This is a genomic window from Cohnella rhizoplanae (genome assembly GCF_948329515.1).
In the GTDB taxonomy this organism is placed as follows: Bacteria; Bacillota; Bacilli; order Paenibacillales; family Paenibacillaceae; genus Cohnella; species Cohnella rhizoplanae.
Genome location: NZ_CAOJCN010000012.1, coordinates 96,378 through 114,963, shown reverse-complemented (window position 1 = coordinate 114,963; position 18,586 = coordinate 96,378). Strand labels below are relative to the sequence as shown.

At 60.3% G+C, this 18,586-nt stretch carries 18 protein-coding genes and 2 tRNA genes; 4 read left to right on the top strand and 16 right to left on the bottom strand.

Annotated features, from left to right (window positions below; genetic code table 11):
- Window positions 1-42 precede the first annotated feature (42 nt).
- The 12 genes from hemA to PQG80_RS17935 form a co-directional block, all read right to left on the bottom strand.
- Entirely contained in the window at window positions 43-1,461 is a 1,419-nt protein-coding gene (hemA, locus tag PQG80_RS17990) for a glutamyl-tRNA reductase (protein ID WP_271752819.1), read from the bottom strand.
- Window positions 1,462-1,746: 285 nt separating this feature from the next.
- Entirely contained in the window at window positions 1,747-2,145 is a 399-nt protein-coding gene (gene speD / locus PQG80_RS17985) for an adenosylmethionine decarboxylase (protein ID WP_271752818.1), read from the bottom strand.
- 278 nt (window positions 2,146-2,423) lie between these two features.
- Window positions 2,424-3,014, bottom strand: a complete 591-nt coding sequence (locus PQG80_RS17980) for a non-ribosomal peptide synthetase module (protein WP_271752817.1) — start codon at window positions 3,012-3,014, stop codon at window positions 2,424-2,426.
- A gap of 153 nt (window positions 3,015-3,167) precedes the next feature.
- Window positions 3,168-3,812: a ribosome biogenesis GTP-binding protein YihA/YsxC gene (gene yihA, locus PQG80_RS17975; protein WP_271752816.1), complete on the bottom strand. Its 645-nt coding sequence runs from the start codon at window positions 3,810-3,812 to the stop codon at window positions 3,168-3,170.
- Between the two features lie 19 nt (window positions 3,813-3,831).
- Entirely contained in the window at window positions 3,832-6,255 is a 2,424-nt protein-coding gene (gene lon, locus PQG80_RS17970; RefSeq protein ID WP_271752815.1) for an endopeptidase La, read from the bottom strand.
- Between the two features lie 282 nt (window positions 6,256-6,537).
- Window positions 6,538-8,328: an ATP-dependent protease LonB gene (gene lonB / locus PQG80_RS17965; protein ID WP_271752814.1), complete on the bottom strand. Its 1,791-nt coding sequence runs from the start codon at window positions 8,326-8,328 to the stop codon at window positions 6,538-6,540.
- Between the two features lie 193 nt (window positions 8,329-8,521).
- On the bottom strand, window positions 8,522-8,899 hold the full coding sequence (locus PQG80_RS17960; protein ID WP_271752813.1) for a four-helix bundle copper-binding protein: 378 nt from the start codon (window positions 8,897-8,899) through the stop codon (window positions 8,522-8,524).
- Window positions 8,900-9,049: 150 nt separating this feature from the next.
- On the bottom strand, window positions 9,050-10,189 hold the full coding sequence (gene ispG, locus PQG80_RS17955) for a flavodoxin-dependent (E)-4-hydroxy-3-methylbut-2-enyl-diphosphate synthase (protein WP_271752812.1): 1,140 nt from the start codon (window positions 10,187-10,189) through the stop codon (window positions 9,050-9,052).
- Window positions 10,190-10,282: 93 nt separating this feature from the next.
- Window positions 10,283-11,539: an ATP-dependent protease ATP-binding subunit ClpX gene (gene clpX, locus PQG80_RS17950; protein ID WP_271752811.1), complete on the bottom strand. Its 1,257-nt coding sequence runs from the start codon at window positions 11,537-11,539 to the stop codon at window positions 10,283-10,285.
- Between the two features lie 11 nt (window positions 11,540-11,550).
- A complete protein-coding gene (clpP, locus tag PQG80_RS17945; RefSeq protein WP_271752810.1) occupies window positions 11,551-12,141 on the bottom strand; it encodes an ATP-dependent Clp endopeptidase proteolytic subunit ClpP in 591 nt (196 codons plus the stop codon).
- 190 nt (window positions 12,142-12,331) lie between these two features.
- Complete coding sequence (gene tig, locus PQG80_RS17940) at window positions 12,332-13,621, bottom strand: trigger factor (RefSeq protein WP_271752809.1); 1,290 nt, start codon at window positions 13,619-13,621, stop codon at window positions 12,332-12,334.
- Window positions 13,622-13,730: 109 nt separating this feature from the next.
- On the bottom strand, window positions 13,731-14,642 hold the full coding sequence (locus tag PQG80_RS17935; RefSeq protein ID WP_271752808.1) for a HEAT repeat domain-containing protein: 912 nt from the start codon (window positions 14,640-14,642) through the stop codon (window positions 13,731-13,733).
- A gap of 142 nt (window positions 14,643-14,784) precedes the next feature.
- On the opposite strand from PQG80_RS17935, the gene PQG80_RS17930 reads away from it, so the two are divergent.
- The 3 genes from PQG80_RS17930 to PQG80_RS17920 all read left to right on the top strand — a co-directional run bounded on the left by PQG80_RS17930 (window position 14,785) and on the right by PQG80_RS17920 (window position 15,656).
- Window positions 14,785-14,858, top strand: a tRNA-Gly gene (locus PQG80_RS17930).
- Between the two features lie 81 nt (window positions 14,859-14,939).
- Window positions 14,940-15,530, top strand: coding sequence for a GNAT family N-acetyltransferase (locus PQG80_RS17925; protein WP_271752807.1), 591 nt, complete (start codon window positions 14,940-14,942; stop codon window positions 15,528-15,530).
- 49 nt (window positions 15,531-15,579) lie between these two features.
- Window positions 15,580-15,656 (top strand) — tRNA-Arg (locus tag PQG80_RS17920).
- A 73-nt stretch (window positions 15,657-15,729) separates the two neighbouring features.
- Here PQG80_RS17920 and PQG80_RS17915 read toward each other — a convergent pair.
- Both PQG80_RS17915 and PQG80_RS17910 read right to left on the bottom strand, forming a co-directional pair.
- Entirely contained in the window at window positions 15,730-16,584 is an 855-nt protein-coding gene (locus tag PQG80_RS17915) for a manganese catalase family protein (RefSeq protein ID WP_271752806.1), read from the bottom strand.
- Between the two features lie 159 nt (window positions 16,585-16,743).
- Window positions 16,744-17,334, bottom strand: coding sequence for a thymidine kinase (locus PQG80_RS17910; RefSeq protein WP_271752805.1), 591 nt, complete (start codon window positions 17,332-17,334; stop codon window positions 16,744-16,746).
- Between the two features lie 128 nt (window positions 17,335-17,462).
- On the opposite strand from PQG80_RS17910, the gene PQG80_RS17905 reads away from it, so the two are divergent.
- On the top strand, window positions 17,463-17,891 hold the full coding sequence (locus tag PQG80_RS17905; RefSeq protein WP_271752804.1) for an EamA family transporter: 429 nt from the start codon (window positions 17,463-17,465) through the stop codon (window positions 17,889-17,891).
- Between the two features lie 75 nt (window positions 17,892-17,966).
- Here the strand turns inward: PQG80_RS17905 and PQG80_RS17900 are convergent, their stop codons facing one another.
- Together PQG80_RS17900 and PQG80_RS17895 are read right to left on the bottom strand one after the other, a co-directional pair.
- Window positions 17,967-18,101 (bottom strand): hypothetical protein, encoded by a 135-nt coding sequence (locus PQG80_RS17900; protein WP_271752803.1) that lies wholly within the window; start codon window positions 18,099-18,101, stop codon window positions 17,967-17,969.
- A 36-nt stretch (window positions 18,102-18,137) separates the two neighbouring features.
- Window positions 18,138-18,488 (bottom strand): hypothetical protein, encoded by a 351-nt coding sequence (locus PQG80_RS17895; protein ID WP_271752802.1) that lies wholly within the window; start codon window positions 18,486-18,488, stop codon window positions 18,138-18,140.
- Window positions 18,489-18,586 lie beyond the last annotated feature (98 nt).

The following is an 18,586-nucleotide window of genomic DNA, read 5'->3' as shown; positions in this document are numbered from 1 at the left end:
CGCCTCCGGCTTCTCTCGAATCCGGCCAGGCCGGCGTTCCGGTCAGCGCAGCGCGCCGGCCAGCTGGGCCAGGAACGACTGAGGCTCGGCGGCTGCGGCTTGCTTGTCGGTCGCCGTCGCGCTAGCAGCCGCGGCGGCTTGGCCCGCTACGCGCGCCTTCTCCGCTTCCTTCGCCTCGCTCTTGAGTCGCGCGACTTCTTCTTCGAGCGCAAAAAGCTGTACGAACAGGTCGAGCGAAGCTTCGCTGCGCTTCTCGGCGGCCAGTTCCTTGACCCGCAAGATCGGGTCGTGAATCATCTGGGTCACCATGCTCTTGGTCAGCTTGCGGATCACCTTGACCTGCCGCTCGTCGAGCTCGGGCAGCTTGCGCAGCAAGCTGTCCAACGTCTCCTCGTGGATGGTTGCAGCCTTCTCCTGCAGCCCGCGGATGAGCGGGCTGACGCCCAAGGTCGCGTACCACTGCCGGTAGGACTCGATCTCGGCGTCGATCATGACGTCGATCGCCGCCGTCTCCTGCCTGCGCTTTTCCAGGTTGCTCTCCACGATCCCCTCGAGATCGTCGATGTCGTACAGGTAGACGCCCGGGAGATCGCCGCATGCGGGATCGATGTCTCGCGGGACCGCGATATCGATCAGAAAGAGCGGCCTCTTCTTGCGGCTCTTCATCGCCCGCTCCACGACGCCCCGGTCCAGAACGAAGCGCTGCGCGCCCGTGCTGCTGATGACGATGTCCGCCTCGCCCAGCCGGTGCAGCGCCTCGTCCATCGCCATCGCCTTGCCGCCCATCTTGCCTGCGAGCTCTTCGGCGCGCGACAGCGTGCGGTTCACGACGTAGACTTCCTTCGCGCCGCCAGCGGTCAGATGCTGGGCCGTAAGCTCGCTCATCTTGCCCGCGCCGAGGATCATGACCTTCTTGTCGTCGAAGCGGCCGAAGATCCGCTTGCCCAGTTCGACCGCGGCATAGCTGACCGAGACGGCGCTCTCTCCGATCGACGTCTCGGTATGCGCGCGCTTGGCGACCGTGATCGCTTGCTGGAACAGCCTGTTCAGCAGCGTGCCCGTCGCCTTGCGGTCGCGAGCGAGGAAGAAGGCGTCCCGCACCTGTCCGAGAATCTGCGTCTCGCCGATGACCATCGAATCGAGGCCGCAGGCGACGCGGAACAGGTGACGGTTAGCCAGGTCGTCCTCGTACATGTACAGATGCCGGTTAAACATCTCGCGGGGCAGATTAAACCACTGCTCCATAAAGGTTCTGATATAATGTCCGCACAGCGTGTGGCGGTCGACCACCGCGTACAGTTCGGTGCGGTTGCAGGTCGCGACGACGACGCATTCCAGAATGCCCGTTGTGGCCTTCAGGGCATCGAGCGCCAGCGGCAATTCCTCGTCCGGAATCGCGAAGCGTTCCCGGACTTCTACCGGGGCCGTCTTGTAATTCAAACCGACGACGATCAGATGCACGGGACTTCACCTGCCTTTCCTGAGGTCATGACGCTTCATACGTGGGAACAAGCGCGCCCGGCCTGTCCGCTAACTAGCATATATTATAGCACAGCCTGGCGTGCCGGCCTTGAAGATTTGATGAAGATTTTGCGACATCCCGTCGATTCGGATACTGCCTATTGTCGACGTTAATTCCATATTCTATTCTCGCCGCGGACTCGTGCGATTGCATTTAAAAAGCCATGGGGTCACGGCCCCATGGCTAACATGCTTGATCGTCGTCTGTTAGTCGCTCTACTACTCTTACACCAATTCGGCTTGCTTGATAGCCGGTTCTTCGACCTGCATCTCGCCGACGCCGCGAATGAGCTTCTTGGCGTAAGTGCTCTTAGGCTTCAGTACATTGACCATGTAGTCGATCGCGAGCTGCGGATCGACCGTCTCGCCGCAAGTGTAGCAGTCGATCGCGGCAAAACCCCGCTCAGGATACGTGTGAATGGAGAGATGGCTCTCCGACAGCATAACGAGAACCGTCGCGCCCTGCGGCTCGAATTGTTTGGCTTGAACCGAGAGAACGGTTGCTCCGCAAGCTTCGGCTGCCTCCACCATGTGCGATTGGAGAAGTTCAGCGCTGTTCAGAAGATCGAAATCGACCCCCCAGGTATCAACCGCAACGTGCCGTCCGAAAGTAGAGTATTCCACTGTTCGGTTCCCCCTTCCTAGGAATAAAATGTGAAGCTGATTTCATCCGCTAGGACCTACGTCATTCACTTCTCGAGGGAATCTGCAGAACAATCGCATTCCATTCCTGAGTGAATCCTGGTTCCTATTGTTTTGTCAACGAAACTAAAAATAACATCTATCGGGTTGAATTGCAACTACTTTTTTAGCGACTTTCGCCCCAACGGACGCGCAGACCATAATAATAAAAAACCCGCCTTCAGAGGAGGCAGGTTCTTCAGGGGATTCGTATAGTAGGATTAAGCTTCAAGCGCGAACAGCAGCCGGCTGTGATGCCGCAGACGCTCGTCGATCTCCGCGATGTCGGCCGCGTCCGTCCGCGCGTTGCGCAGGTCGAGCAGCTCGTTGACGGCTCTCCTGACGATCGCGATCTCATCCTCGACCGCGCACAGCTTGTAGCGGGACTCCATCTCGGATAATGCGCTAGTATGCTCGAATACGGTGCGGATCGCGTCTTCCTTGCACTCGACGATGCGCACGACCTTGCCGCCTAAATAATGATAAACCATCGTAAAACCGGGATAAATCCGATTGACGACGGCATCCCCCTTGAACGAGGACACCAATTTGCGCAGCGCGTCGGTGAGACCGGGCTGGACGACTCTGCAGGATAAAGAGCAACGGTAGCGGCCGCCGTGACGCTCAAAGGTTAAACGGATCGTCTCGCCGCCAGCTTCGTCTTCTAGAACCATTTCTTGGTTGCCGTTCTCCAGCACAAAAACTTGCTGGCGCAGCTGCTGCGTTCCGCATAGGGAGGTTAGGCTTCGCATCTCGGCTTCTGTCAATGTCAGACTGGCGTTTACATACTCTGTGGCTACCCGCTTAGCCATAAAAATCTCCTCAATTCCATTTTGTTCACGAAGGTGATGATTCCTTGCCTTCTTAATTATACGACATCCGGATCGATCTCATCTTCCGAAGAAAACCCGATTTAGCCGAAAAAAGCCGTAAAAATCGATTCCTCCCGGCATTGAGCCGTACAATTAACCGTTATCCTCGGTTTCCTGCCGTTCATGCTCCGATTCAGAAGGGGAAGCAACGGGAATATCCGCAGCGTGGGCGATTATGCGCCATAACTCATCTCTACCCTCTCCGGTCTCCGATGAAAACAAAACGAGAGGCGCGCCCTTCGGCATGCCGAGCGTCTCCCGCATGATCCGGCCGTGCTTGGCCACCTGATTGCGCGAGAGTTTGTCGGCTTTGGTGCCGACGACGCAGAGCGGAATGTCGTAATGGGACAGCCACTCGTACATGGAAATATCGAGCGCGGTAGGCGGATGCCGAAGATCCATCAGCTGGATGACGAGACGAAGCTCCTCGCGCTGGCGCAGATAGTTCTCGATCATGCGGCCCCAGGCCTCGCGCTCGGACTTGGACACCTTGGCATAGCCGTAGCCCGGCACGTCCACGAAGTACATCTCTTCATTAATCTTGTAATAATTGAGCTGCTGGGTCTTGCCGGGCTGCGAGCTGGTGCGGGCCAGGTTGCGCCGGAGCAGCAGTCGGTTGATCAGCGAAGACTTGCCGACGTTGGAACGGCCTGCCAGAGCGATCTCCGGCAAGCCGTCAACGGGATATTGCTTGGGTCCTACTGCGCTGATGATAAATTCGCTGGACTTGATCTTCATATGAAACGGTACACTCCCGTCAATGCGCCCCCATCGGGGGCAGCTCTTCCCTGCCGCTCTCCGGCGGCAGCGTTACTTCGGCCGCGAGCGGCTCGTTGCCGCTGGGCAGGTCGCTCAGCTTGGTGGACATCGCGTGCTCGAGCACTTCGTCCATATGCGCGACCGGGATGAAGGTCATCTCGCTGCGCACGCTGTCCGGAATGTCGCGAAGATCGCGCTCGTTGTCCTTGGGCAAGAGCACCGTCTTGATGCCCGCGCGGTGAGCCGCGAGCGACTTTTCCTTCAGTCCGCCGATCGGCAAGACCCGTCCCCGGAGCGTGATCTCGCCCGTCATGGCGACCTCGCGGTTCACCGGACGGTTCGTCAGCGCCGAGATCAGCGCCGTGGCGATCGTGATGCCCGCCGATGGGCCGTCCTTCGGGATGGCGCCTTCGGGAATATGAATGTGAATGTCGTTTTTCTCGTGGAACTGCGGATCGATGCCGAGGGCGATCGAGCGGCTGCGCGTGTAGCTGAACGCGGCCTGCGCCGATTCCTTCATGACGTCGCCCAGCTTGCCGGTCAGCGTCAGCTTGCCGGAGCCCGGCATCACCGTCACCTCGATGACGAGCGTGTCCCCGCCGACCTCGGTCCAAGCCAGTCCCGTGACCGCGCCGATCTGGTCCTCCAGCTCGGCCATGCCGTAACGGAACTTGGACGGGCCGAGGAACTCCTTAAGCTTCGCCGCGTCCACGACCACGGACTTGGTCTCCGGGTCGCCAACGAGGATCTTCGCCGACTTGCGGCAGATGGCGGCCAGCTGCTGCTCCAGATTGCGCACGCCAGATTCGCGCGTGTAGCCGCGCACGAGCTGCATCAGCACGTCTTCTTCGATCTGAAGCTGGTCGTCCTCGAGGCCGTGATCGCGCTTCTGCTTGGGCAGCAGGTGACGCTTGGCGATCTCCAGCTTCTCCAGCTCCGTGTAGCCCGGGATGTAGAGAACCTCCATCCGGTCGAGCAGCGGACGTGGGATCTGATGGGCGACGTTGGCCGTCGTCACGAACATGACGTTGGACAGGTCGAACGGCGTCTCGATGTAGTGGTCGCTGAACGTGGCGTTCTGCTCCGGATCGAGCACCTCGAGCATCGCGGACGACGGATCCCCGCGGAAGTCGCTCGCCATCTTGTCGATCTCGTCGAGCAGGAATACCGGGTTCATCGAGCCTGCCGTGCGCATGCCCTGGATGATACGGCCTGGCATCGCGCCGACATAGGTCCGGCGATGACCGCGGATCTCGGCTTCGTCGCGTACCCCGCCGAGCGAGATGCGTACGAACTCGCGGCCCAGCGATGCGGCGATCGAGCGGCCGAGCGAGGTTTTGCCGACGCCCGGAGGCCCGACGAGGCAGAGAATCGGCCCCTTGAGCTTCTTGACGAGCTGCTGCACGGCCAGATATTCCAGCACGCGCTCCTTCGGTTTTTCGAGGCCGGAATGCGCCTCCTCCAGAATCTGCTCGGCCTTCGAGAGATCCAGATGGTCCTCCGTGAAGTTATTCCACGGGAGGGCGAGCAGCCATTCGATATAATTGCGGATAACGGCGCCCTCCGCGGACGAGGCCGGCATCTTTTCGAGGCGGTCGATTTCTTTTTCCACTTTGGCCGCGATCTTCTCCGGAAGCTTCTTCTCTTCAAGCTGTCCGCGCAGCTCCTCGACCTCGCCGGCCCGGCCTTCCTTCTCGCCGAGTTCCTTCTGGATCGCCTTCATCTGCTCGCGCAGGTAGTATTCCTTTTGCGTCTTCTCCATCTGCTTCTTGACGCGCTGGCTGATCTTGCGCTCCAGCTCCAGCACCTCGCGCTCGTTGTTCAGGAAATCGAGGAGCTTCTCCAGCCGGCTGCGCACTTCGACCGTCTCGAGAATCTCCTGCTTGTCCTTGATCTTGAGCGACAGGTGGCTGGTGATCACGTCGGCAAGGCGTCCCGGCTCGTCGATATCGGATACGGCGGCGAGCGTCTCGGGCGTGACCTTCTTGGAGAGATTGATATAATGCTCGAACTGGCTCAGCACCGCGCGCATGAGCGCATCCAGTTCGGAATCGTTCGAATCCGGCTCCGGGAGTTCCCGGGCGACGACTTCGTAGAAGCCGTCATTGGGCAAATATTGCTCGATCTCGGCGCGGATGACGCCTTCGACTAGCACGCGGATCGTACCGTTCGGCAGCTTCAGCATCTGCCTGACCTTGGCGATCGTGCCGACGCGGTAGATGTCCTCCTGCGTCGGTTCTTCGATATTGATCTCCGATTGCGAGCAGAGCAGGATCATGTGATCGTCGATCATGCATTGCTCGAGCGCCTTGATCGACTTCTCGCGGCCTACGTCCAGATGCAGCACCATGCTGGGGTAGACGAGCAGCCCGCGTAGAGGGAGCAAGGGCAGTGAACGGCTTTTCGTCTTGTTCGAAGCCATAAGGACGGCACCTCCTCAAGCCTAGCCGGTAACGGCATGGCCCGGTATGGTTAGAGTCGCCAGAAGCCTGCGGCGAACCCTGTAGTCATTGTATCAAAAGAAATTGCGCGCCGCAAAAAACGGCCCGCGCCGATAACGCGGCGATGCTTTAAGCGAGCGCCGCAGCACGGCGCGATGACGTGACGGCGGCGCAGCTAGAGCGACGATGCGAATCGCCCGCATGACGCCGGACGAACAAGGGGCGCCGCCCCGTGGGACGGCGCGGATACCCGCGTTCGGGAGCTACATGCCGGCGCCGGGAGCGGGTCTGCCATCCCCATGGAGCGGTGGACGGGCGCCTTCCGGCGTCGCCTGCGACGCGGGGGAGCCGGCGTGCAGAATGGACAACGGAGCCGCCGCAGCGTATCCGTCGGCCGGCAGCGGCCGCTCGGCTGACTCGAGCTCGCCCGTCAAGCGCAGCGGAGCCGAGCCGAATACGCGCACGAACACTTCCTCCACGGTCTCGACCGGTATAACCTTGACGCCCTGCAGGCCTTCGAAGATGGCCTGCCAGTTTTCCTTCGGAATCAGCACGGTGTCCGCGCCCGATTGGAAGGCGGCCTCCACCTTGGCCAGCACGCCGCCGACAGGCTTGACCCGACCGTGAATACTGATCTCGCCGGTCAGCGCGAGCTTGTTGTCCACAGGCTGGCCGGTGATGGCCGAGGCGATCGCCACGGCCATGGCGATGCCGGCGGACGGTCCGTCGATCGGCGTCCCGCCGGGAAAGTTGATGTGCAGATCGTAATTCTCCGGCCTGAGGCCGAAGGTCCGCAGGACGGTGAGCACGTTCTCGACGGAGCCCTTCGCCATGCTCTTGCGGCGCAGCGTGCGCTGACCGCCGCCGATCTCTTCTTCCTCCACGACGCCCGTGATCGTATATACGCCTTTGCCCGGAACAGCCGGGATGGAAGTGACCTCGATCTCCAGCAGCGTGCCCATGCTCGGACCGAACACGGCCAGGCCGTTGACGAGGCCGACCGCGGGCTGATCCGGCACCTTGCGGTCCGGACGCGGAGGCAGTTGGCTGCTGTTCACGACCCACTCGAGGTCCGACGCCGCGATTCGCTGGCGATTCTCCGACAGCGCGAGTCCTGCGGCCAGTTGGATCATATTCACGGCCTCGCGACCGTTGGTCGCGTATTGCTTGACGACTTCCACCGCCTCGGGATCGCTCGGCATGCCGAGCTTCGCGATCGCGTTCTGCGCGATCTCGCCGATCTCGCCGGGCAGCAGCGGCCTGAAGAAGATCTCCATGCAGCGGCTCCGCAGCGCGGGCGGCAGCTCGCTCGGCGAACGAGTCGTGGCGCCGACCAGCCTGAAGTCCGCGGGCAGCCCGTTTTGGAAGATGTCATGAATGTAGAGCGGAATGTTCGGATCCTCCGCATGATAATAGGCGCTTTCCAGGAATACCTTGCGGTCCTCGAGCACCTTCAGCAGCTTGTTGATCTGGATCGGGTGCAGCTCGCCGATCTCGTCGATGAACAGAATGCCGCCGTGCGCCTTGGTCACCGCGCCCGGCTTGGGCTGCGGGATACCGGCGACGCCCATCGCGCCCGCGCCCTGGTAGATCGGATCGTGCACGGAGCCGATCAGCGGGTCGGCGATGCCGCGCTCGTCGAAGCGGGCGGTCGTCGCGTCGATCTCCGTAAATCTCGCCTCGAGGCGGAACGGTGACGAAGGATTTTTCTTGGCTTCCTCCAATACGACGCGCGCGGCGGCCGTCTTGCCGACGCCCGGGGGACCGTACACGATGACATGCTGGGGATTGCCGCTGCACAGCGCGGCCTTCATCGCGCGCAGCCCTTCGCGTTGTCCGACGATATCGTTCATCGAGACGGGTCGCGTCTTTTCGGAGAGCGGCTTCGTCAGCGTGATGGATCTCAGCTTGCGCAGCTTGTCCATCTCCTTGCGCGACTCCCGGTCGACGGCCGTCTTGTTCGTTTTCTGATTGCGGAGCAGATTCCAAAAGTAAATCCCGATTACGACGGCAAAAAAAACTTGAACGAGCATCAAAACGGTGCCCAGTGCCATATCCCTCATCCTCTCTACTAGCGTCGTGGGTCCCCATGTCCATCCAACAGGCAAGCTGGCAGCATAATTCATAGTATTGCCCGTTTGCAGACGGATATAGTCATGCGAGGATGAGGTTGGCAAAGGACGGCGCCCGACGGACAAAAGCGCAGCCGGACCTTCTGTCGCGAACGCGCCGCAGTGCGTAATTCGATTAGACGGCAGCCGCAGCCCTCTGCTGCATGCTCAGCCGTTGGACCATGGCCAAGCAGGTCTCGGCGCATTTGAAGCAAGCCTCCGCGCATCGCTTGCAGTGCTCGTGCTCATGCTTCGCGCAGGTCTCGCCGCACAGCTGGCACGTTTCCGCGCAGAGCATGCAGAGCTCGGCGTAATAACTGCTGCGCAGCGTCATGGCGTGCGCCGCGAATGCGCACAGGTCCGCGCACTCCCTGTCCAGGCGGATGCAGTCTCGCATCATGTCGATCCCATCTTCTCGCAGACAAGCGTCGTAGCATTCGTTGCACGCTTCCGCGCAGGCCAGGCAAGTCTCGATGCACGCTCTCAAATCCACGTTCGTCGTCATGTTCGTCATGCGGCATTCCTCCGTTTCGGTTGAGGCGATTGGGCGACGCGTTCTATTCTTTACCCGTTCGCGCGTTACGTTACACCGCCGGATATGCATGCGACAACGAACAGCGCCCTCCCCGCAATCGGGAGGGCGCTAGCAAGTATGTGTCTTTATTCAAGAAATACTGGCGCCGGCCGCGATGCCCGGCTTGGGCAGGTGCTGCTTGCGCCCCGGAATCTCTCCCGTCTCGTTGTAGACGGCCGCGATGTGGTCGATCTCTTTCTTCAATTCGCCGACGAGCTCGGCCTCCGGCACCTTGCGGATCATCTCGCCGTAACGGAACAGCATGCCTTCGCCGCGCGCGCCCGCGATTCCGATGTCGGCTTCGCGCGCTTCGCCCGGTCCGTTGACCGCGCATCCGAGTACGGATACCTTAATCGGCACCTTAAGCTTGGACAGGTACTCCTCCACCTCGTTAGCCACGGAGAACAAGTCGATGTCCAGCCGCCCGCACGTCGGACAGGAGATCAGCGTAGGGGCGTCCGTGATCAGCCCGAACGTCTTGAGCAGTTCGCGCGCGACCTTGATCTCTTCGACCGGGTCGGCGCTGAGCGAGATGCGCATCGTATTGCCGATGCCGGCGTTCAGCAGCACGCCGAGTCCCGCCGCGCTCTTGACCGTACCGGAGAAAAGCGTGCCCGCCTCGGTAATGCCCAGGTGCAGCGGATATTTAATGACTTCCGCCGCCTTGGTATAGGCCTCGATCGCCATCGGAACGTCGGATGCTTTAAGAGAAACGATGATGTCGTGAAAGTCCAGCTCTTCGAGAATGCCGATATGAAATAACGCGCTCTCCACCATCGCGTCGGCGGTCGGGTAGCCGTATTTCTCGAGCAGGTGGTTCTCCAGCGAGCCGGCATTGACGCCGATGCGGATCGGAATGCCTTTGTCCTTGCATGCCTTGACGACGGCCTCTACCTTCTCCCGGCGGCCGATGTTGCCCGGATTGATCCGGACCTTGTCGATGCCGTTCTCGATGGCCAGCAGCGCGAGCCTATAATCGAAGTGAATGTCGGCGACGAGCGGAATGCTGATCTGCTTCTTGATCTCCTTGATCGCCTCGGCCGCTTCCTTATTGTTCACCGTGACGCGGACGATCTGGCAGCCGGCTTCCTCGAGACGCTTGATCTCCGCCACCGTGGCCGCGACGTCGGCAGTCTTCGTCGTGCACATGCTCTGCAGCACGACCTGATTGTTGCCGCCGATCGTCAGATTGCCGACGCGGACCGGCACGGTATCCGTACGCAAATACATGATCAACATTCTCCCCGTATATGCCAAAGTCCACCCCGCCTCCGCACGGCATACGCGAGGGGGCGGGGTGGAACTTGAGCGGAATAGAGGCGCTTATGCGCTCTCTTCTTTTTTCTTGGTTTTCTTGTTCGTCAGCTCGGGCGCGATCTTATCCCGCACGACCTTCTCCGTAATGACGCAGGTGTTGACGTCGTCGCGGGAAGGCACCTCGTACATCACCTCGAGCATGATGCCTTCGATGATGGCGCGGAGACCGCGGGCTCCCGTGTTGCGCTTGATCGCTTCGCGAGCGATCTCTTCAAGCGCGCCCTGCTCGAAATCGAGCTTGACGTTGTCCATCTCGAGGAGCTTCTGGTATTGCTTGACCAGCGCGTTCTTCGGCTCGGACAAGATGCGCACCAGAGCGGGTTCGTCGAGCGGCTCCAAGGAAGAGATAACCGGCAGACGACCTACGAACTCGGGGATCAAGCCGAACTTCAGCAGGTCCTCGGGCTGCACGAGAGACAGATATTCGCCTGGCTTAAGCTCCTTCTGGCCTTCGAGCGCCGCGCTGAAGCCGATGACCTTTTTGCCGATCCGGCGCTTAATGAGCTGCTCGAGACCGTCGAATGCGCCGCCGCACAGGAACAGAATGTTCGTCGTATCGATCTGGATGAACTCCTGGTGCGGGTGCTTGCGTCCGCCCTGCGGAGGCACGGATGCGACGGTGCCTTCGAGAATCTTCAACAGCGCCTGCTGGACGCCTTCGCCGGATACGTCGCGGGTAATCGACGGATTCTCGGACTTGCGAGCCACCTTGTCGATCTCGTCGATATAGATAATGCCGCGCTCGGCCTTTTCTACGTCATAGTCGGCAGCCTGAATCAGCTTGAGCAGAATGTTCTCGACGTCCTCGCCCACGTAGCCGGCCTCGGTCAGGGAGGTGGCGTCCGCGATCGCGAACGGAACGTTCAGGATCTTGGCCATCGTCTGCGCGAGCAGCGTCTTGCCCGAGCCCGTAGGGCCTACGAGCATGATGTTGCTCTTCTGAAGCTCGACGTCCTCGATCTTGCTCTGGGAGTTGATGCGCTTGTAGTGATTGTAGACGGCGACGGACAGCGACTTCTTCGCCTGCTCCTGGCCGATGACGTATTGGTCGAGAATGTTGCGGATCTCGATCGGCTTCGGAATATCCTTGAGATCGAGCTCTTCCTCGTGGCCGAGCTCCTCCTCGACGATCTCCGTGCATAACTCGATACACTCGTCGCATATATAGACGCCCGGTCCGGCTACCAGCTTGCGAACCTGATCCTGCGACTTGCCGCAGAAGGAACACTTCAGCTGGCCCTTCTCGTCGTTGAACTTAAACATGTAATCACTCCTTATACGTTGGTCGGAGAAGAGATGACCTTGTCGATGAGCCCGTAAGCCTGGGCTTCGTCAGCGCTCATGAAGTTGTCGCGGTCGGTGTCCCGTTCGATCTTCTCATAAGGCTGGCCGGTACGCTCCACATAGATCTTGTTCAGCTTCTCCTTGGTCTTGACGATCCAATCGGCGTGAATCTTGATATCCGAAGCCTGCCCCCGCACCCCGCCGAGCGGCTGGTGGATCATGATCTCGCTGTTGGGGAGGGCGAAGCGCTTGCCCGGGGCGCCCGCCGTCAACAGCAGCGATCCCATGCTCGCGGCCATGCCGACGCAGATCGTGCTAACCGGAGGCTTGATATACTGCATCGTATCGTAAATACCCATGCCGGCCGTGACCGAACCGCCAGGGGAATTAATGTAAAGATGGATGTCCTTCTCCGGGTCTTCTGCGGCGAGGAACAACAGTTGGGCCATGATGAGATTGGCGACATCGTCATCAATCGCACTGCCCAGAAATATAATTCTGTCCTTCAGCAACCGCGAGTAGATGTCATAAGACCGCTCGCCGCGGTTGGTCTGTTCTACGACCATAGGGACCAATGCCATACGCGCCAACCTCTTTTCTGAAATGGACTTCGCGATTCGGTAATATTCTAACATGTTCATACCCGAATGTCATGTCGGCGGAAAAAGCCCGCGGTTCGAGGATATGTAGGGTTAAAAATGAGGCACGCGATGATCACGTGCCTCATGATTATAAGCCGGAGGGCGGCCTCGTACCGGGCCTCTCGGCAGTTTATGCGGTCTTGCCGTTCTCCAGCAGGAACTTGACGGCCTTGCGGACCTTGAGGTCGGCGTTCAGCGTGTCGATGTAACCGTTGGAGCCGAAGATCGTGCGCAGCTCGTCCGCGGAGCGGTTGTACATGCCCGAGAGATTGTCCAGCTCTGCGGACAGCTCCTCCTCGGAGATCTCCAAGTTCTCTGCGTTCGCGATCGCTTCGAGCACCAGATTGTTGCGGACGCGCTTCTCGGCGTCGACGCGCATCTGGCCCTTCAGCGCTTCCTCGTCCTGGCCGCTGAACTGGTAATAAAGGTCCAGCGTCATGCCCTGCATGCGCAGGCGGCTCTCGAAGTCCTTCAGCATGCTGTCGATCTCGGACTGGATCATGGCATCCGGAATCTCGAGCTCGGCGCCTTCGGCGGCCTTGTCGATCAGGGCGTTTTCTTTGGCGGCTTCGGCTTCTTTTTCCTTGCGTTCCTTCAGCTTGCTCGCCAGGTCCGCTTTGTATTCGTCGAACGTGTCGAACTCGCTGACGTCCTTCGCGAACTCGTCGTCCAGCGCCGGCAGGTTCTTGCGCTTGATCTCATGCAGCTTGACCTTGAACACGACTTCCTTGCCGGCCAGGTTCTCGGCTTGGTAGTTCTCCGGGAACGTGACGTTGATCTCCTTGTCCTCGGCGATGTTCAGGCCGACGACCTGCTCTTCGAAGCCGGGGATGAACGAACCGGAACCCAGCTCGAGCGAATAGTTCTCGCCCTTGCCGCCTTCGAACGGAACGCCGTCGAGGAAGCCTTCGAAATCGATGATCGTCGTGTCGCCGTTCTGCGCGGGACCTTCGTCGACGACGACCAGCTCGGCATGGCGGTTCTGCAGGCGCTCGAGTTCGGCTGCGATCTCTTCTTCCTTGACTTCAGTGTCGGCGGCAGGCACTTCGAGGCCCTTGTACTCGCCGAGCTTGACTTCGGGCTTAACGGTTACTTTGGCTTTGAAAATGAAGGTCTGTCCTTTGCCGAACTGCTCGACGTCCACGTCCGGACGGTCGACGGGCACGATGCCCGTCTGCTCGACGGCCTCGCTGTATGCGCCCGGAAGCAGAATGTCGATCGCGTCCTGGTAGAGGCTCTCGATGCCGAAGCGGGATTCGAAAATGCCGCGCGGGACTTTACCCTTGCGGAAGCCGGGTACGTTTACTTTTTGAACGACTTTCTTGAAGGCTTTGTCGAGCGCTTCGGCGACCTGCGCCTCGTCGATCTCGACTTCAAGAACGCCGAGGTTCTTCTCTATTTTTTCCCATTTTGCTTGCATAATATTCAATCCCTCCGAAGACGTCTTGCCGCCAGATGCGGCCGATTGACATAAACCATTCTATTATAGAACAACTCTCGCAGCGAATTCAAGGCAAAAAAGGATACGGTCAGCCCTTATCCGCGCCGTAAGCCCGGAGCCACCGCAGCGCCTGCTCGTACCGGAAACGCAATTCGCCCGTAATGCCGTACTGCTCCCGCGTCCACTCGTCCCCGGCCTGGCCGTGGAGCTTCTCCAGCAGATGCTGGTGCAGGGCGGCCGCCCACAGGTCCGCCGCGCCGTCGTCCGCCTCCATCATCCACTTGAAAACGTTGGAGCCGTACGCCGCCTGCACGCATTCGCGCCACATCTCGTCCGCGAAGTAGGACAGCGCAGGATCGGACACCTCCGCCATTCGGCCCAGCCTCTCCGGCACCTCCAGCACCGCCCGGGGAAATTCCTCGAACGACAGCGGCGTCGCCTCGATCTCGAGCGTCAGCGCCTCGCCGTCCCGCAGCACGACGGCCGGTCCCTCGGCGCCGAACCCTCGCAGCAGTTGAAGCGCGCGGAATTGCACGAGCGGATGGCGCTCGCGCTCGGACAGCCATCGCCGCAGCGCCTCCTCCGTCTCGGGGCCCGGAAGATGGGCCATCTGGCCGAGCGCGAGCAATTGCTGCTCCGGATCCTCGTTATCGAAAAGAATAGAGATCAGCCTCGGCAAGTAAGCCGGATCCTCGGCCGCGCGGTCCAGCACGCGCTGCCTGAGCACCGCGTCGGCCTGCTCGTCTTCCTCGGCGCCGTCTTCGGCGTCCGTCGGCAAACCCTCGGCGGTCGCCTCGGGGAACGCCGCGTCCAGCCAGCCGAGCAGCGCCTGCCATTCGGTATGGTGGCGTTCCGCCTCTCCGCCGCACTGCAGCAGGAAATTCAGCAGCCCCTTCGCTTCCCCGTAGCGCTCCGTCTCGAGCATCCGCGTCAATTGTATCTGATAATAGTCCAAGGTCTTGGGAAACAAGACCAGATTGTCGCCGGTGAAGTCCGACACGCGCGCGAACCCCTTCCTCCATCGCTGTCCATACGCTACCTGGATCCGTCCGATGCATCGAATTATATCACGAAGACGCTGCAAATAAAAAAGCGGTCACGTTGCCTAAACCGGTCAAGCTATGCTATTATACTACTGCCATGCGGGTGTAGTTCAATGGTAGAACGCCAGCTTCCCAAGCTTGAGGCGTGGGTTCGATTCCCATCACCCGCTCCAACCCCTTAACCGACCGGCCTCTGCAACCGCAGGGGCTTTTTATTTTTCCGCCGACCGACAGAAGAAAGGAGGCATCCCGCCTTGCCAATCAGACCTGCCGGACGCGCCGACGCCCTGGCCGTATCCCGGCTCGTGCTGCTGGCGATCGGCGACATCGCCTGCAAGCTGACAGGCCAAAGGGGCGAAGCCGCCGTGGTCGCGAAGCTGATCGAGTATTACCTTAAGCCGGGCAACCGGTTCAGCGCGGAGCGTCATGCGCTGCTGACGGCGGAGAACGGAGAGATCGCCGGCACCATCCTGTGTTACGGCGGCGCGGAAGCACCTGCGCTATACGCGCCTATCGCCGATCAGCTGCGCAGCGACGGCTGCGGCGATGTCGTACAGGACCGGGAGGCCGACGCGGACGAATATTACATCGACGCGGTCGCCGTCTTCCCGGCGTATCGGGGCCGCGGCTACGCCAAGGCGCTCATCGGCCGTGCCGAGACCGACGCGGCCCTCGGCGGATATGCCGGAATCGCCTTGAACGTCGACGTGGACAATCGGGACGCGCACGCCTTGTACAGCCGTCTCGGGTTCGAGGAAGACAAGCGCATCTCGATCAACGGCCATCCCTTCCGGCATATGCGCAAGCTGCTTCCGGGACCTGGCGGCCAAGCGGACGATTTTTAATTTTGGACTTGAGCGAAGCCCCGCCCCTGTGGTAATATAATCAGGCTGTGTCCCAATAGCTCAGCTGGATAGAGCACACGCCTTCTAAGCGTGCGGTCGGGGGTTCGAATCCCTCTTGGGACGCCAGTTCTTACTTCCCCCCCTTTAACGAATGAATCCCCGCATCCTCCTTCGAGAGGACCGCGGGGATTTTTTGTTATTACCGCTCCATGTCGGACAGGCCCGGGCTATGCTCGTTCGGCATATCCGGCATCTGCGGCACGGGGAAGCCTTGGGGAGGCGGCGTGACCGCCAGCGGACCGCCGTTGCGGCTCGGCGATTGCCCCTGGAAAACCTCGGCGGCACGATGAGGATCGAGGCGGAAGTTGAACAGGGCGTTGTGGAAGCCCATGTCTACGAATTTGCGGCATTCCGGATATTTGTTGATATCGTAATTCGGAATGGGCAGCGTCTTGCCCCAGTCGACGCCAAGCGTCTCGAGCGCCTTCGCGAATGCGTTTTGATGGGCATTGTCGCGCACGATGAGGAAGGCCAGCGTTTCCCGGAACGTCTGGTTCGAGCTCATCTCGTAAATTCTCGTTTTTTGCAGCACGCCCGTCGACTCGAGGACCAGGTTGTCCAGCATGTCCGCGATCAGGTTGCCGTGGCTGTACACCCACGAGCCGTTCCACGGGTTGCCCGACGCGTCTACCGGCAGAGAGCTTTTGGCGCCCATGATAAAATGATGCGGGTTGGCGTGCTTGATCGCTTCGTCAAGCGGCGCTTGGTCCATGCCTGCGTCGCCCGGCTCAGACAGGCCGGCGTCGTTCAGCAGCTGGTTGATCGTGTTCTGCACGAGCTCCACGTGCGCGATCTCCTCCAGGAACACGCCGCGCAGCAGGTCGCGGTACTGTTTGTCTTTCCCCCTGAAGTTCGAGCTCTGGAAGAAAAATTGCATCATGGTGCGCATCTCGCCGAAGCGGCCTCCCAGCGTCTCCTGCAGCACCTTGGCGGCAGAAGGATCGGGCTTGTCCGGCTTAATCATATTAATGAGCTCTTCCTTGTAATAGTACATGCGGTAGCCTCCAGTCGGACACGCCGTCCCGTTTGTTCGAACTGGGGTTATCCTTATCGTCGTCCCCTGTTTTTATTCTCAGTAAAGAAAAAGAAAGGATCCCCGGCTTCCGCATAAGCGGAAGTCCCGGGGATCGTCTATGCTCCCGGCTATACCGGCTTAGAGCCCGCCCTGGAACGTTTTGCGGTAGCAGCTGCGGCACACCGGCTTGTAATCGTCGTTGCCGCCGATCATGATCTGGTCGCCTTCGCTGACGGGCACGCCGTTCACCGAGCGGACGACCATCGTGGCCTTGCGGTCGCAGTGCCAGCAGATCGTCTTGATCTCCTCGATCTTGTCGGCATTGACGAGCAGGTTGTAGCTGCCCTCGAACAGCTCGTTGCGGAAGTCGTTCTTGAGTCCGAACGCCATCACGGGGATATCGAGTTCGTCGACGATCCAAGTGAGCTCCAGCACCTGCCTCTTGTTCAAGAACTGGGCTTCGTCCACGAGAACGCAGGAGATGCGCTGCCCCTCGCCGCTCTGCTCGCTGCGTACCAGCTCGAACAGATCGGTATCCGCCTTCACCGGAATCGCGGGACGGGTCAGCCCCGTGCGCGATCCGACGATGTTCTCGCCGATGCGCGTATCGATGGCCGGCGTAAAAAGAAGCACGCGCTTGCCTTGTTCTTCGTAATTGTGGGCGACTTTGATGATTTCGATCGATTTGCCGCTGTTCATTGTGCCATACTTGAAGTATAAGTGTGCCAAAGCCGTAAGCCTCCAGGATGCCGTGATCTAGCGCTCAATCGCTACGTTACATTATAGCACCGATTGACGGATGCGGTGACTGCGCGGGGCGGGGGCAGCATATAATCGTAAACGGAGGTTTTCCTGCAATGGGCGCTTGGCTGATCTACGCACTGCTCTCCGCCGCCGCCGCCGCGCTGGTGGCGATCTTCGGCAAGATCGGACTTCAGAACATCGACTCGAACGCGGCGACGGCCGTACGTTCCGTCATCATGGCCGCGTTCATGCTGGGCGTGGTCGTCATCCAGGGCAAATGGAGCGAGCTGGGGACGATCTGGGGTCACAAAAAAGCATTAGCCTTCGTCGCGCTCAGCGGCGTGGCCGGCGCGGGGTCCTGGATGTTCTATTTCCTGGCGCTCAAGTCCGGCAAAGTCGCGCAGGTCGGTCCCGTCGACAAGCTCAGCGTCGTCATCGCCGCGCTGCTCGCGTTTCTTTTCCTCGGGGAAAAAATCTCCCTGCTGAACGGCATCGGCATCGGTCTGATCACGGTCGGCGTCATTCTGACGGCGCTGAAGTAGGCGCCTTCGCGCGAAAACGCCGAGGGCTCGGCATATGCCGTTCCCCGGCGTCTTCGTATCGGCATTCATCGCCCGTTATCGATTGTGAGGCGTCGCTGGCGCGTTTTGCGCGGGGTGGTTGCCTTCCGTCGACTTGATTACCGCTTCCGCGAATTGTTCGCCTTGTTCGGCGTAGCTGTTGCCTTTGTTTTTCTTTCTTTTGCCCGGCATGTTCGTCCCCTCCTTTCCGGTATGGACCGGCTCCCATTAGACGAGCGCCCGATCGAGCGCTTCCCGCACCTCGCCGATCGCGGCGATCTGCCTGCCGAATACGTGACGGTCCTCGAGCGCCGCGTGATCCGGTCCGCCGAACAACTGCTCCGTCACGTCTTCGGCCGCGGCATAGACCGGGAGGTCGACGACGCCTATCAGGCCAGGCTCGAGATAGGAGTCCTCCTTCATCACGCGGACGAGCTGCAGGCGACCGTCGTCCTCCTTGCGGAAGTAAGCGAGCAGCCGGGGCGCGCGGGGATGGTCGGTGTGCACCTCCACCTCGCCGTACAGCTGCCTGCCCCTCGCAAGCACCCTCCGAAAAGCGGCGTACCTGATCGTCAACATGGCCGCATCCCACTCCTTTCGGCGTCCGTTCTTATTTTTTCCGCAAGGACAGACATTTTACTCTGAATTCCGCATACACATCTTATGATTGGTCCTGC

Excerpts from the sequence above, each read along its gene's own strand:
- PQG80_RS17980 (WP_271752817.1), bottom strand. The coding sequence starts at position 3,014 with ATGGCTAAGCGGGTAGCCACAGAGTATGTAAACGCCAGTCTGACATTG.
- yihA (WP_271752816.1), bottom strand. The coding sequence starts at position 3,812 with ATGAAGATCAAGTCCAGCGAATTTATCATCAGCGCAGTAGGACCCAAG.
- lon (WP_271752815.1), bottom strand. The coding sequence starts at position 6,255 with ATGGCTTCGAACAAGACGAAAAGCCGTTCACTGCCCTTGCTCCCTCTA.
- lonB (WP_271752814.1), bottom strand. The coding sequence starts at position 8,328 with ATGGCACTGGGCACCGTTTTGATGCTCGTTCAAGTTTTTTTTGCCGTC.
- PQG80_RS17960 (WP_271752813.1), bottom strand. The coding sequence starts at position 8,899 with ATGACGAACATGACGACGAACGTGGATTTGAGAGCGTGCATCGAGACT.
- ispG (WP_271752812.1), bottom strand. The coding sequence starts at position 10,189 with ATGTATTTGCGTACGGATACCGTGCCGGTCCGCGTCGGCAATCTGACG.
- clpX (WP_271752811.1), bottom strand. The coding sequence starts at position 11,539 with ATGTTTAAGTTCAACGACGAGAAGGGCCAGCTGAAGTGTTCCTTCTGC.
- clpP (WP_271752810.1), bottom strand. The coding sequence starts at position 12,141 with ATGGCATTGGTCCCTATGGTCGTAGAACAGACCAACCGCGGCGAGCGG.
- tig (WP_271752809.1), bottom strand. The coding sequence starts at position 13,621 with ATGCAAGCAAAATGGGAAAAAATAGAGAAGAACCTCGGCGTTCTTGAA.
- PQG80_RS17915 (WP_271752806.1), bottom strand. The coding sequence starts at position 16,584 with ATGTACTATTACAAGGAAGAGCTCATTAATATGATTAAGCCGGACAAG.
- PQG80_RS17905 (WP_271752804.1), top strand. The coding sequence starts at position 17,463 with ATGGGCGCTTGGCTGATCTACGCACTGCTCTCCGCCGCCGCCGCCGCG.
- PQG80_RS17900 (WP_271752803.1), bottom strand. The coding sequence starts at position 18,101 with ATGCCGGGCAAAAGAAAGAAAAACAAAGGCAACAGCTACGCCGAACAA.
- PQG80_RS17895 (WP_271752802.1), bottom strand. The coding sequence starts at position 18,488 with ATGTTGACGATCAGGTACGCCGCTTTTCGGAGGGTGCTTGCGAGGGGC.